Raw genomic sequence first — 13,947 nt, forward strand, 5'->3', positions numbered from 1 at the left:
TTTCCAGGAGACAACCTGCTTGGAGGCGCCTTGCGCTGTTCCGAGTGTCCCTTGCCCCGACGAAAGTGTCTTTTTTGTGCGCCGACTCCTAGCAATTCTCCTTCCTGCCCTGCTGCTCATTACCGCGTGCGGCGGAAGCAACCCGGCCGCCGAGCCCACCAGCCAGTCCGCCGGTGACCTCTCCAAGCTCGACTCCGTGAAAGTGACGGATAACGGTAACGACAAGGCCCCCGGCGTTGAGTTCTCGAAGCCGCTGAGCGTCACCGAGCCCACCGTCAAGGTGGTTGTCGAAGGTGACGGAGAGCGCGTAAAGGCCGGCCAGACGGCTGAGCTTGTCTACGTGGCCGTCGACGGCAACGACGGCAAGACGGTGGAAGACGCCTACACCAACGGGCCTCAGCCGATCGACTTGACGGACGAACTGAAGTCCGGCAACCAGCAGATCTACAACGCAATCGTTGGAGCCAAGATCGGCTCACAGATTGCCTTCGCAGCTCCCGGCAACGCCTCGGCTTCACCGGCCGCCTCTACGCAGCTGGTCGTCTTCAAGCTGCTCTCGGCCAAGGATCCGGCCCCCGTGCTGGACAAGCCCGAAGGCGATACTGTCACTCCTCCCGCCGGTCTGCCGACGGTGAAGGAAGACGACAAGGGAATCCCGCAGATCTCCGTTGACGGTGTTGCTGCGCCCAAGGAACTTATTGCCCAGGATCTCATCAAGGGCAAGGGTGCAGTCGTCAAGGCAACCGACACCTTGACCGTGAACTACGTAGGCGTGAACCTCGTGGGTGGTACCAAGTTCGATTCCAGTTACGACCGCGGAAAGTCCACCAGTTTCCCGCTCACCGGCGTAATCAAGGGCTGGACCCAGGGGCTGGAGGGCAAGACTGTCGGCTCCCGCGTGCTCTTGGTGATTCCGCAGGACCTCGCCTACGGCGCAGCCGGCCAGGGCGAAGCCAAGGGCGACCTCGTCTTCGTCGTGGACATCCTGGGCGTTAAGTAACCCCAGCGGAAAATGCAGGCACTGGCTTAGGCTGGTTCCTGACACCAATTCATCACTGACACCAAGGAGTACCCATGTCATTTGGTCAGCGTGACTTCGACCGCACCAAGCCGGAGATCGATTTCCCCGAAGGCGACGTCCCCACGGACCTCGTCATCACGGACCTCATCGAGGGCACGGGTCCTGAGGCCAAGGCCGGGGACACCGTGTCCACCCACTATGTTGGCGTTGCCTGGTCCACCGGCGAAGAGTTCGACGCTTCCTGGGGCCGTGGGGCTCCCCTTGACTTCCGCGTCGGAGTCGGCCAGGTCATCCAGGGCTGGGACCAGGGCCTCCTGGGCATGAAGGTTGGCGGCCGCCGTCGCCTGGAAATCCCCTCGGAGCTGGCCTACGGCTCCCGCGGCGCCGGTGGAGCCATCAAGCCGAACGAAGCACTGATCTTCGTGGTTGACCTCGTAGCTGTCCGCTAGGAACCAGCTGTTCTGCAGGGCGCGTCATCTCCCGGTTCAACCGGCAGGTGACGCGCCTTGCTGTTTTCCCGCTGGACTTTAGTAACGTAGCAACCGTGTCCGCATCCCGCACTGAACGACTCCTGAACCTTCTCCTTGCTTTGCTCAACACCAAGGTGGGGCTCTCACGCTCCGTGCTGCGCGAAAAGGTCTACCACGATACCGCCGGAAACGATGTCTCCTTTGGGCGCATGTTTGAGCGTGACAAGGCCGACCTCAAGCAGTTCGGCTTCGAGGTGGAGACATTGATGGACCCCAGCAGCTTCGGCGCCGATGACCCTGCCTCAGCGCGCTACAGGATCGGTAAGGACTCCAACAGGCTGCCGGAAGTGAAGCTGACTCCGGCAGAGTGCACGGTCCTCCTTCTGGCTGCCCAACTGTGGGAGCGCGCTGCCCTGGGAAATGCTGCCGCCAATGCCGTCCGTAAGTTGCAGGCCGCCGGCGGATTCACCGACGTCGAACTTCCTGCGGGGGTTCAGCCGCGGATCAAACCAGCCGGACAGGCTTTCGACGACGTCGTTGCCGCCATGCATGGCAGGCACCCCGTCCGTTTCGGCTACCTCGCCATCAGCACCGGCCGCGAGGAAACCCGCGAGGTGGAGCCATGGGGACTCGGCAGCCGCTTCGGCCAGTGGTACCTGGTGGGCTTCGACAGGGGGAGAGGCGCCAAGAGAATCTTCCGGCTCTCGCGGATGACCACCGCACTGACCTTGGTGGCGGGCAGCAGTTTTGAACCTCCGGCAGGCTTCAACGCCAAGGCTGAGCTCGCTGCGCTCAACGAGCTGCCACTTCAAAAGGCCATCCTGGATGTGGACAAAGACCGCTTGCTGGCGCTGCGCAAGAGGGCAATCGCCACCGGACAGTCCGCTGACGGAGGAGTCCGTGACCGGATCCAGGTTGATTTCAGGGATCCCGAACAACTCGCCGAGGAGCTGGCGTCCTACGGCCCGCAGGTGAAGGTGGCAGAACCGGCCGACTTGCGCACCGCCGTCGTCCGACGCCTGAAGGCTGCAGAGGACTTTGGCGCCGCACCGGCAGTGGAGGTGGGGTTCCCCGAAGCGGGACGCGCACCGCGCGCCCGGAAGCGCACTTCGGAAGACCAGTTGGCAAGGATGCTGCAGTTGGTGCCGTTCCTGGTCCATCACCAGGGCCTGCATATCCAGGAGGTCGCTGACCGTTTCGGCGTCTCCCGCAAGGACCTGATCGATGACCTCAAAATCCTCATCTGTTCGGGCCTTCCCGAAGGTTACCCGGATGATCTGCTGGACATACAGTGGGAAAACGATCATGTGTATATCTCGGAGCATCTGGACCTGAACAGGCCGGTCCGTTTCAGTGAGGACGAGGCCGCCGCGTTGCTGACCGGCCTGGCCATGCTGGGGGATCTGCCAGTACTGGCTGGCGTGGCCGGCGACGAAGCCGGCAGTGCACTGGAATCTGTCACCATCAAGCTGACCGGCGCTGCAGGGCAGGCCGGCCGCTTGGCCGGTTCAGTGGCCGGCCAGTCGGTGGCACCGGAACAGTCCGAGGCCTTTGCCACCATCACGCAGGCGATCAGGGACGGGCAACAGCTGCGTCTGCGGTATTTGTCGCTGCAGCGTGATGAGGTAACCGAGCGGGACGTCGACCCTTTGCGGCTCTATTCGATGGACAACACCTGGTATTTCGAGGCCTACTGCCACAGCAAGGCCGGAATCAGGAATTTCAGGTTGGACAGGGTGGAGTCGCTGGAACCGAATGGCCGGGCCGTGGCGGGCCCCGCACCGACCGGCCAGGACTTCCCCGCGCGGCTGTTTACCCCCAGCGACGACGACCTCCAGGTGGTGCTCCAGCTGACCCGCCAGGGTGCCGGGCTTGCCGATGACTACTATGCGGAACGCACCGCCCAACTGCCCGACGGCGGCCTGCTCGCCGAGGTGCGGTTCGGTGACGCAGGGTGGTTGCCCATGTTCGTGGCACAGCATGGTGGAACGGTACGGATCCTCCAGCCAAAGGCCCTGCAAGACAAGGCCCTCGCCTGGGTGGGGGCTGCCCTGGCGCAGTACGACTCTGCTTCCGACGCCCAGGCTGGCTAGACTACTCAGATGCCTTGGTGGTTCTGGATCCTGTTGTGGATCGCACTCGTAGCTCTTGCCCTGCTCCTTCACTTGACCTTGGGTTATCGCTTGTTCAGGAAATTCATGGCCACTGTTCATGATTTGGGCGACGCCGGGAAACGTTTCAGCAACCTTTCTCCTGCCGCGGAAACCTCCGATGTGGAGGTCGCCGAAGACCGCGCCGCACCGGGATCCGCAATTTTTGCCTCCCCGGATCAGATGCGTCATGATTACCTGACGGCCAAAGCCTTCCGGCAGGAAGTTCGCCGCCAAAAGCGTGTCCAACGCAAAGCGGAGCGGGGTCAGCCGCAATCCCTGCACGACATTGAATTCAGATAGACGTAGGATGTATCCAAAAGGAAAGGACCTCCCCACATGAGGCTCGAAGGCTGGCATCTCATCATCATCATCGTCCTGGCTCTGGTGCTTTTTGCCGCACCGAAGCTGCCGTCCATGGCGCGCAGCATTGGGCAGTCGATGCGTATTTTCAAGTCTGAAGTCCGGGAAATGAAGAAGGACGGTTCTTCAGAGGCGAAGGACTCCCAGGACGGTTCCGACGCCGTTGAAGGCAAGGTCGTGGGCCACCCGGACGCCAAGACACAGAACGTGAAGGCACAGAACACCGGCGAGACCGACGTTCCGCCCTCCAACCGCGTCTAAAGAGAAGTGGTAGAGACGAAGGGGCGCAAGGCCAACCCCGAAGCCCGGATGGCGCTTCTTGACCATCTCAAGGAGCTGAAGAACCGGCTCTTCAAGGCTGCAATCGGCGTGATCCTCGGGACAGTGGTGGGCTTCATTGTCTACCAGCCGCTCCTGGAGGCGCTGATCAAGCCGATCAAAGACCTCAATGAAAAAGAGGGTCGCGCTGCGACACTGAACTTCGATGGCGTAGCCAGTTCGTTCGACCTCATGGTCCAGGTTTCGGTATTCCTCGGCGTGCTGCTTTCGAGCCCGGTATGGATCTATCAACTCTGGGCTTTCATTGTGCCCGGCCTGCACAAGAAAGAACGTCGACTCGCGTTGTCATTCGTGGCTGCGGCGGTCCCGTTGTTTATCGGTGGCGTTCTTCTTGCCTGGCTTGTCCTGCCCAACGCCGTGCGGGTCCTGACGGATTTCACCCCCATTGGCGGTTCAAACTTCATCAGCGCCGAAATTTACCTTGCGTTCGTCCTCCGGCTCCTGTTGGCGTTCGGCATTGCCTTCCTGGTTCCGGTGGTGCTTGTTGGTCTGAACCTGGCCGGCATCGTCAAAGGAAAGCAGCTCGTCAAGAGCTGGCGCATCACCATTTTCCTGGTGTGCTTGTTCGCCGCCATGGCCGCCCCGGGCGCGGATGCCATGAGCATGTTCTACCTGGCAGCACCCATGCTGTTGCTGTTTTTCGCAGCCATTGGGGTTTGCCTCCTCAACGACCGCCGTCGTGAACGCCGCGCCATCAAGCGGGCTGCCGAGACGGAGGCCACTGCGGATATCGCCACCCCGGCCTCCGATCTGGAGAATCTCTAGACCTTGGGCCACTAGGCTTGATGCATGTCTTCGTTTCCCGGGTCTCCTTCTCCATCAGAGCGTTACCAGGCGGCAGCCCAGAGGGCGGCCGAGGCTAAAACCTATCTCGGTACTTTCGCCGGCTCGCTCAACTTCGAGCTGGATGATTTCCAGCGCGAAGCCTGCAAGTCCCTGCAGGAGGGCCGGGGAGTATTGGTGGCAGCCCCAACCGGTGCCGGCAAGACGATCGTCGGGGAATTCGCCATCTTCCTGGCCCTTCAGCGGGGGCTCAAGGCTTTCTATACCACTCCCATCAAGGCCCTGAGCAACCAGAAGTACTCGGAACTGGCAGAAAAGTACGGTGCGGCCAACGTCGGTCTGCTGACAGGCGACACCACCATCAACGGTGAAGCACCGGTAGTGGTGATGACCACCGAAGTCCTCCGGAACATGCTGTACGCGGATTCCGAGACGCTTAGCGACCTCGGTTTCGTCGTGATGGACGAAGTCCACTACCTGGCCGACCGCTTCCGCGGTGCAGTCTGGGAAGAGGTGATCATCCACCTCCCCAGCGAGGTCCAGGTGGCATCACTGAGTGCCACCGTATCCAACGCCGAAGAGTTCGGTGCGTGGCTGGACACTGTGCGGGGCGATACTGACGTGATCGTGTCCGAGCATCGTCCCGTGCCTCTGTGGCAGCACGTCATGGTGGGCCGGGAAATCGTGGATCTCTTCGCTGGCGATACCACTTTCGACGAAATCGCGCCGGTTGCCCCGGGAGCCCAGGAAACCGACGCGCCCGATCTCTCGGAAGCCGGCGAGGTATCCAGCGAACCGAGCAATGGCCGCCGCGTCTCTTCCAAGCAAGCGTCCGCCACGAAGGTGCGCCAGGCAGTGACCGGACCCGAATTCGAGGTCAATCCTGACCTCCTGGCCATGGCACGTTCAGAGAGCCGGATGAACATGAACGGACGGTTCGGCCATGGTGGCCGCAGCCGCCGTCGTCAGGACCGGAACCGTGACGAGCGCCAGCAGTCCGAACAACGCAGTCCTGTACGCAAGGCGAGCCGCCCGCAGGTCATCGAAAGCCTCCGGCGGCAGGACCTCCTGCCTGCCATCACCTTCATCTTCTCCCGCGCAGGCTGTGATGGTGCCGTGGCCCAGTGCGCAGCGTCCGGCCTGTGGCTCACCACTGAGCGGGAGCAACAGATCATCGCCCAGCGCGTGGACGAAGCGAGCCACGAGATCCCTGCGGACGACCTCGATGTCCTCGGCTTCTGGGGCTGGCGTGACGGGTTGGTCAGGGGCTTCGCCGCCCACCATGCCGGTATGCTCCCCACTTTCAAGGAAGTGGTGGAAAAGCTCTTCGCCGACGGCCTGGTCAAAGCGGTCTTCGCCACGGAAACGCTCGCTTTGGGGGTCAACATGCCCGCCCGGTGCGTGGTCCTGGAAAAGCTCGAGAAGTTCAACGGCGAAGCACACGTCAACATCACAGCGGGTGAGTACACCCAGCTGACGGGTCGCGCCGGAAGGCGGGGGATCGACGTCGAAGGCCATGCCGTTGTGTTGTGGCAACCCGGGACGGATCCCGCGGCAGTAGCCGGCCTGGCATCCAGACGCACCTACCCCCTGAACTCCAGCTTCAGGCCCACCTACAACATGAGCATCAACCTCATTGCCCAGTTCGGACGCGTGAGGGCACGGGAGATCCTGGAGTCCTCCTTCGCGCAGTTCCAGGCCGACCGATCCGTAGTGGGCCTTGCCCGACAGGTCCGTGGGCGGGAAGAGTCACTGGCGGGATACGCCAATTCCATGAGCTGCCATCTGGGCGATTTCACCGAGTACGCCAAGCTCCGGCGCGAACTCAGCGACGCCGAAAACCATGCCGCCCGCGACCACCAACGGGCGCGCAAATCACGCGTCGCTGATTCGCTGGCACGGCTGATCCCGGGTGACGTCATCAGCGTCTACAGCGGCCGGCTCGCGGGGCACGCGGTGGTCCTTGATGTTGACCCCAACGCCCGCGAACCACGGCCCTCGGTACTGACCCAGGACAACCAGCTCCGCCGGATCGGTGTCCACGACCTCGACGGTCCCGTGTCACCGGTAACCCGGATCCGCATTCCCAAGTCGTTCAATGCCAAGGTGCCAAAGTCCCGCCGCGACCTCGCCTCGTCCATGCGCCATGCCATCAGTGAGGACGCACCCCAACGCCACCGGAACAGCCGGCATGAGGACTTCGGCCTGGGGGCCCGCCTGCCGGATCAGGAGAAGAAGATTGCGGATCTCCGGCGCGCACTCCGGGCCCACCCCTGCCATGGCTGCAGCGAGCGGGAGGACCATGCGCGGTGGTCCGAGCGCTGGTGGAAGCTCCGCAAGGAGACCGACGGGCTGGTGCGCCAGATTCAAGGCCGTACCAACACCATCGCGAAAACCTTCGACCGTGTGTGTGAGGTCCTCTCCGTTTACGGGTACCTGGAAACAAACGACGCCGGCGACGTCACCATCAGTGCCGACGGGCAGCGCCTTCGCCGGATCTACGGGGAGAAAGACCTGCTCATTTCCCAGTCCATCCGGCAGGGTGCCATCAACGACCTCGATGCGGCAGAACTGGCTTCCTTCGCCAGTACGCTGGTCTACCAGGCCAAGCGTGAAGACCGCGGGCTTCGCCCGAAGATGCCAACCGTCTCGCTGGAAACGGCCGTTGACGTGGTTGTCCGTGAGTGGTCTCGACTGGAGGACACCGAGGAGCAGCACCGGCTCCCGCTGACCGGCGAGCCGGAACTCGGTTTGATGTGGCCCATGTACAAGTGGGCCAAGGGCCGCCATCTCCAGGAGGTGCTCAGCGGAACAGACCTGGCGGCCGGAGATTTCGTCCGCTGGGCCAAGCAGGTAGTGGACCTCTTGGACCAGCTCGCCAAAATCCCGCAGCTCGACCCCCGCTTGGCCAGGATTTGCCGTGAGGCGATCGATTTGGTCCGCCGCGGCGTGGTGGCATACTCCACGGTGGCCTAGCCGGCCGTCCCATGATTGATTTGTTGACAACGCTCAAGGAGCCCACAGCATGAACCAGCCAGGCGCGTCTGCCGGCCAGCACCCCAACGGATCCGGCCGCAAGGTCACCATGTACCGCAATGGTTCTATCTATACGGCGGCGGATCCCTTTGCAACGGCCATGGTGGTGGACGGAGACACCGTGGCTTGGGTGGGCTCCGAACAAGCTGCGACCTCCATTGCCGATTCGTCCATGGAGATCATCGATCTTCGGGGCGCCCTGCTGGCCCCCGGGTTTGTGGACTCCCACGTCCATTTGACGGAAACCGGCGTGGCCCTCGCAGGCCTCCAGCTCGGCACCGTCCGTTCCGCTGCGGAACTGCTCGACGCCGTTGCCACCGCGGGTGGTACGGGCACCATCCTTGGCCATGGTTGGGATGAGACGAAGTGGGACAACCCCACACTGCCCAGCCTTGAACAAATTTCCCGGGCCGCAGGTGACCGGCACGTATATTTGTCGCGCGTCGACGTTCACTCTGCACTGGTTTCACCCTCACTTGCCGCTGCCGCCGGACTCGAAGGACTCGACGGCTTCACAGGCACTGCTCGTGTGGTGCGGGCAGCGCATACAGCGGCCCGCCTGACTGCGCGGAACTTCCCGGAGCAAGAACGGCGCCGGTACCAGGAACAAGCGCTGCGGGAAGCCGCTGCGCACGGCTATGTAGCCATGGCCGAGATGTCCGCGCCACATATTTGCGGTCCCGAGGACCTCAGGACCGCCGTGTCCTGGAACGACGGCGGGGACCAACCGGAGGTGCTCCCTTATTGGGGCGAACTGGCGTCCTCGCAGGAGCACGCCAAGGCCATCCTGGATGACTTGGGCACCAACGTCCTTGGCCTCGCCGGGGACCTCAACATGGACGGCTCCATCGGTTCGCGCACAGCTGCCCTGTTGGACGACTACTCCGACGCCGCTGGGCAGCGCGGCAGCCTCTACCTTTCGGTCGACGAGGCAAGCAAACACCTCGCCGCCACGTCGGCACTGGGCGTGCAGGCAGGATTCCATGTGATCGGCGACGCCGGCCTGGCGGCGGTACTGGATGCCCTGGACGCCGCGGCGGCAGAAGTGGGGGAGCAGCGCATCCGGGCAGCGGGGCACAGGCTTGAACACGTGGAGCTGGCTGACCAGTCCGCCATAGACAGGCTGGCGAAGTACTCCGTGACAGTCAGCGTCCAACCTGGCTTTGACGCCGCCTGGGGCGCAGCTGGTGGCTTGTACGAGCAACGCCTTGGCAGCCGGAGCGCCGGCATGAACCCGTTCGCGTCCTTCTACTCCAGTGGCGTACCGATTGCTTTTGGCAGCGACAGCCCTGTCACTGCACTCCGGCCCTGGTCCAGCGTGCGCGCTTGCCTCGAGCACAGCAACCCGGAACAACGCATCTCGGCGCGTGCGGCGTTTCTGGGGCACACGCGCGCAGGATGGCGGGCGGCAAAGCACAGGAACCCCCTAATGGGGCAACTCGTACCTGGCGCACCGGCCAGTTTCGCCGTGTGGGAAGTGGAAGAGCTGATGGTCCAGGTTGCTGACAGCCGGGTACAGTCATGGAGCACGGATCCCCGTGCTCGGACACCGCTCCTGCCCGCCCTCGACACAGGGTCGGACCCCCGCTGCCTCCAAACTGTCCGTGAGGGACGTGAACTGTTCGCCCACGAATCCCTTCGTGTCTAGTCGTTCCGTCTGCAAGCCAAGATCAGGGACTGCCACTTGTGCCCTGTGGCCGGCACCACAGACGCAAAAGTCATGGCCGCCGTCGTCCTATAATGGAGAGTTGCGCCAGAACGCCAGCTGCCAGGCTGGTCCGGCACACTGACCGCTCCATCAAGGAAAGGCCTCTTCTTGCGTGTCCTGACGATCATTCCCACCTACAACGAGCTGGAATCGCTCCCCGTGACGCTGGGACGGCTGCGCGCAGCGGTACCCGACTCCGACGTCCTGGTGGTCGACGACAACAGCCCTGACGGCACGGGAAAGCTTGCCGACGACTTCGCCGCTGAAGACAGCCAGGTTCATGTCCTGCACCGCAAGGGCAAGGAAGGCTTGGGGGCCGCCTACATCGCAGGCTTCAAGTGGGGTCTGGCCGCCGGTTACGACGTCCTCGTCGAAATGGACGCGGATGGTTCGCACAAGCCCGAGCAGCTTCCCCTCCTCCTCGACGCCGTGCGGGACGGTGCGGATCTCGCCATGGGTTCCCGCTGGGTTCCTGGCGGAAGTGTCGTGAACTGGCCCCTCTACCGCCAGGCCATCTCCCGCGTCGGCAGCACCTACGCCCGCATCATGCTTGGCGTCAAGATCAAGGACGTCACCGGTGGATACCGGGCGTTCCGCCGCAGCACCCTCGAGGCACTGAACCTGGACGAGGTCGAGTCAGTTGGCTACGGCTTTCAGGTTGACCTGGCCTGGCGAGTGGCCAAGCTTGGCCTTCGCATCGAGGAGCGCCCCATTACGTTCGTGGAACGGGAGCTCGGAGCCTCGAAGATGAGTGGCAACATCGTGGTGGAAGCCATGATCAACGTCACCAAGTGGGGCCTGGCTGCACGCTGGGCGAAAATCACCCGCAAGTCACCCGAAGCCGCGAAGTAGCAGGCACAGGAAAGGCCGGGTCCGGTTCCATCAGGAACCAGACCCGGCCTTTGCTGTTGTCTTGGAGACTATGCCCAAAAGGCTTGCCGTTTAGCGGCTATGCGGAGCGGCGTTCTCCACGGCGCTCACGAAGGATATTGAGGCGGTCCTCGAGGATCTGCTCCAGCTCAGGAAGGCTGCGGCGTTCCAGCAGCATGTCCCAGTGGGTACGGACGGCTTTCTCGTTGGCGTCCACGGGACGCTCGCCATCGACCAGGAGCGCTTCCTTCCCCGTTTTGGAAACCCAAACGGGAGGGATCTCTGCTTCGGAGGAGAAGGTTACGAAGACCTGCTCGCCATCCTCGCAACGGTACTCGACCCGCTGACGCGGTGCCGGTTCAACGCCGGATTCAGTTTCCATGCTTTGGGCGCCAAGACGCATACCCCGCAGGCTGCGATCGCTCATGATTACTCCCTCTGTCTGTTCGCGGAGCAGGAACTCCGCGCTAGCCGTAAGCCGTTTTCACGATCCCTACGGACTACTTCTGCACACCTTGCATCACTAATTGCAACGCCTGGCCAAGCTTTAATGTTCCGTCCACGCTGAACCAGCCGGACAAATATCCCATTATACGCTGATCTTCGCTGAGTACTCAAAAGCCCGGAGACGCCGCGAGCGGCCAGCCGGAATGGCTGGCCGCTCGCGTTGTCCCTAAGGGACAGGAACTACTCGGCGGGACGTGGTGGTTCCACTGTCCCTACCGGCTCCGGGGTCTTCGAGCCTCCGTCGAAGAGGCCCGCGACAGGGGAGTCGGGGCTGTTCCCACCAAGCGCACCGCCGATGCCCTTGAGGGCCTCGCCAACTTCGCTCGGGATGATCCAGAGTTTGTTCGAACTGCCCTCTGCGATCTTCGGAAGCGTCTGAAGGTACTGGTAGGCGAGCAGCTTTTGGTCCGGGTTGCCCTTGTGGATGGCATCGAAGACCTTCTGGATGGCCTGTGCTTCACCGTCTGCCCGGAGGATGGCGGCTTTGGCGTCACCCTCAGCTGCGAGGATGGCAGCCTGGCGCTGGCCTTCCGCGGTGAGGATCTGCGACTGCTTGGTACCCTCGGCGGTCAGGATGGCTGCGCGGCGGTCACGCTCTGCACGCATCTGCTTTTCCATCGAGTCCTGGATGGAGTGGGGCGGGTCGATCGCCTTCAGCTCCACCCGGGACACCCGGATTCCCCAGCGGCCTGTTGCTTCGTCCAGTACGCCACGCAGCTGACCATTGATCTGGTCGCGGGATGTGAGTGCTTCCTCAAGGTTCAGTCCACCCACCACGTTACGAAGCGTGGTGGTTGTCAGCTGTTCAACGGCCTGGATGTAGTTGGCGATCTCGTATGTCGCGGCCCTGGGATCAGTGACCTGGAAGTAGACCACGGTGTCAATCGAGACCACCAGGTTGTCCTCGGTAATGACCGGCTGCGGCGGGAAGGAGACTACCTGTTCGCGCAGGTCGAGCAGCGGCAGGAGCCGGTCGACAAACGGAATCAGGATTGTCAGTCCCGGGTTGAGCGTGCGCTGGTACTTTCCGAGCCGTTCAACGACGCCGGCACGTGCCTGCGGGATGATCCTTACCGAACGGACCAACACGATGATGACAAAAATAACGAGAACAATCAGCACAATTGCCGCTGCTGTTCCTCCTAAGCCGTCCATACATCTCCTTCGTTCCCCAATTGCGTGGTTTGATGAGGCTGTGCGCGGGCAGGTTGCCCCGGTCCGGCAACGGCCTGAAATCCGAGTGCGACTAAACGTCAGCGGGAGCTGTTGTCGGCAGCCGAAGCGACCACCGCCGTCGCTCCGTCAATCTTGGTGACCTGGACCGTGGCCCCGGCGTCAATGACGCCGGCGGCGCTGCGCGCGCTCCACACGTCGCCGCCGATTTTTACCAGCCCGCTGGTGCTGCTCACGGCTTCAATGACGAGGGCAGGCTGGCCGATGAGCCGGTCTATGTTGGAAAGCTGTTCTGTGGGTCCCTTGCGCAGGTGGTTCAAAGCCACTGGCCGCACGAAAACGATCATCAAAAGGGAAACCACGCAGAAAATGACGATCTGCAGCCAGAAGTCGGCGCCGGCGAAGTCCGCTATCAGGCCTGCCAGCGCACCGCCGCCCAGCATGATGAAGAAGAGGTCGAGAGTCAGCATCTCCACCACTGCGAACGCGAGGAAGACCGTGAGCCAGAGAGCCCACCAATTCTCGCCGAGCCATTCAAACATCGTTCCCCCTTGGTCCCGGATCCCGCGAGCGGGATCACAGTCGCTGTTCCTCCATCCTAGCCCGACGTGTCGTCGCGCGTCAGGACGCAGTGAACACGCTGATCCGGAACTTCGCGGTGGCGGGCACCGGCTCCTCGGAAGCTGCCAGCCCCGACAACTGTTCCTGCTGCAAATGGTGGCCGGCAGGGCCCATGAAGGCGAGGTCGGCTACCTCGTTTCCGTCCAGCACCAAGGGCAAGTCAAGGCAGTGGCTCGCCGAAGAATCGAAATACCCGCTCATCGACTCCGCCAGCCGTTCCTCCTTGCCTTCTTCGATGCTGAGCATTCCCGTCCTGGCTGCGATCTCCTGCAGGTGGCCAGGCCGTGGAGTCACCACCAGGAGGCTTCCTCCGGGCCGAAGCACCCGCGCGAACTCCGAAGGGTTCCGCGGGGCGAACACAACCGTCAGCACGTCCACCGAGTTGTCCGCCATGGGCAATGGACGCCAGATGTCCCATACAACATTGGCCGCTTGCGGGTTGAGGCGGGCTGCACGACGAAGCGCGAATTTGGAAATATCCATGCCGACGGCGGTTGCGCCTGTCGCTTCAATAACGCTGCGCAAGTAGTGGCCGGTGCCCGTTCCGGCGTCGAGAACCAGTGTCTCCGGCCCCTGAAGCGCCTCAGCCGCCATGCCGGCCAACGCCGCGGCCAGACCCGCATAGTGCCCGCCTTCCAGGAACCGGAACCTGGCAGCGACCATCTCCGCCGTATCAGCTTCGAAGACGGTGCCTTTCCCGGTCAGGAAATTGAAGTAGCCCTGCTTGGCGGCATCGAACAGGTGTCCGTTCCGGCAGGCAAGCGTGGCCGGCCGGCCTTCCCTTAACTCGAAAAGTCCTTGGCACACGGGACAGCGCAAGGCGGGGACGGCGTCGGACAACATGGCTTCAATCCTACGGTGGGACGGAGTGTCTGGAGCCGCGGGACGAGGCGCCGGGCTAGGCTC

General features: G+C 62.9%; 13 protein-coding genes. 9 read left to right on the plus strand and 4 right to left on the minus strand.

Going from position 1 to position 13,947, the window contains the following annotated elements:
- The first annotated feature begins 76 nt into the window (after positions 1-76).
- From ACNAOU_RS11265 to ACNAOU_RS11305, 9 genes are all read left to right on the plus strand, one after another.
- Positions 77-1,000: an FKBP-type peptidyl-prolyl cis-trans isomerase gene (locus ACNAOU_RS11265; RefSeq protein ID WP_055975826.1), complete on the plus strand. Its 924-nt coding sequence runs from the start codon at positions 77-79 to the stop codon at positions 998-1,000.
- Positions 1,001-1,074: 74 nt separating this feature from the next.
- Positions 1,075-1,470 carry an FKBP-type peptidyl-prolyl cis-trans isomerase gene (locus tag ACNAOU_RS11270; RefSeq protein WP_017200957.1) on the plus strand — a complete coding sequence of 132 codons (396 nt, stop codon included), beginning with the start codon at positions 1,075-1,077 and terminating at the stop codon, positions 1,468-1,470.
- A 95-nt stretch (positions 1,471-1,565) separates the two neighbouring features.
- Positions 1,566-3,584 (plus strand): helix-turn-helix transcriptional regulator, encoded by a 2,019-nt coding sequence (locus tag ACNAOU_RS11275; protein ID WP_422756952.1) that lies wholly within the window; start codon positions 1,566-1,568, stop codon positions 3,582-3,584.
- Positions 3,585-3,593: 9 nt separating this feature from the next.
- Positions 3,594-3,944 carry a hypothetical protein gene (locus tag ACNAOU_RS11280; protein WP_064722161.1) on the plus strand — a complete coding sequence of 117 codons (351 nt, stop codon included), beginning with the start codon at positions 3,594-3,596 and terminating at the stop codon, positions 3,942-3,944.
- Positions 3,945-3,980: 36 nt separating this feature from the next.
- The gene (gene tatA / locus ACNAOU_RS11285) at positions 3,981-4,265 is read left to right on the plus strand and encodes a Sec-independent protein translocase subunit TatA (RefSeq protein ID WP_018777653.1); all 285 of its coding nucleotides are present in this window, start codon (positions 3,981-3,983) and stop codon (positions 4,263-4,265) included.
- Between the two features lie 6 nt (positions 4,266-4,271).
- Entirely contained in the window at positions 4,272-5,108 is an 837-nt protein-coding gene (gene tatC / locus ACNAOU_RS11290; RefSeq protein ID WP_018777654.1) for a twin-arginine translocase subunit TatC, read from the plus strand.
- A 24-nt stretch (positions 5,109-5,132) separates the two neighbouring features.
- Entirely contained in the window at positions 5,133-8,102 is a 2,970-nt protein-coding gene (locus ACNAOU_RS11295; protein ID WP_422756953.1) for a DEAD/DEAH box helicase, read from the plus strand.
- Positions 8,103-8,151: 49 nt separating this feature from the next.
- Positions 8,152-9,810, plus strand: coding sequence for an amidohydrolase (locus tag ACNAOU_RS11300; protein ID WP_079581422.1), 1,659 nt, complete (start codon positions 8,152-8,154; stop codon positions 9,808-9,810).
- Positions 9,811-9,978: 168 nt separating this feature from the next.
- Complete coding sequence (locus tag ACNAOU_RS11305; RefSeq protein WP_039241307.1) at positions 9,979-10,722, plus strand: polyprenol monophosphomannose synthase; 744 nt, start codon at positions 9,979-9,981, stop codon at positions 10,720-10,722.
- 97 nt (positions 10,723-10,819) lie between these two features.
- Here ACNAOU_RS11305 and ACNAOU_RS11310 read toward each other — a convergent pair whose 3' ends face one another.
- The 4 genes from ACNAOU_RS11310 to ACNAOU_RS11325 all read right to left on the minus strand — a co-directional run bounded on the left by ACNAOU_RS11310 (position 10,820) and on the right by ACNAOU_RS11325 (position 13,884).
- Entirely contained in the window at positions 10,820-11,167 is a 348-nt protein-coding gene (locus tag ACNAOU_RS11310) for an RNA polymerase-binding protein RbpA (protein ID WP_011774875.1), read from the minus strand.
- Between the two features lie 260 nt (positions 11,168-11,427).
- Positions 11,428-12,402 (minus strand): SPFH domain-containing protein, encoded by a 975-nt coding sequence (locus tag ACNAOU_RS11315; RefSeq protein WP_018777659.1) that lies wholly within the window; start codon positions 12,400-12,402, stop codon positions 11,428-11,430.
- A 98-nt stretch (positions 12,403-12,500) separates the two neighbouring features.
- Entirely contained in the window at positions 12,501-12,962 is a 462-nt protein-coding gene (locus ACNAOU_RS11320) for an NfeD family protein (RefSeq protein ID WP_018777660.1), read from the minus strand.
- A gap of 79 nt (positions 12,963-13,041) precedes the next feature.
- Positions 13,042-13,884 carry a methyltransferase domain-containing protein gene (locus ACNAOU_RS11325; protein ID WP_064722163.1) on the minus strand — a complete coding sequence of 281 codons (843 nt, stop codon included), beginning with the start codon at positions 13,882-13,884 and terminating at the stop codon, positions 13,042-13,044.
- Positions 13,885-13,947: the final 63 nt, after the last annotated feature.

The sequence above is a fragment of the Paenarthrobacter sp. C1 genome, from assembly GCF_049315185.1.
Taxonomy (GTDB): domain Bacteria; phylum Actinomycetota; class Actinomycetes; order Actinomycetales; family Micrococcaceae; genus Arthrobacter; species Arthrobacter nicotinovorans.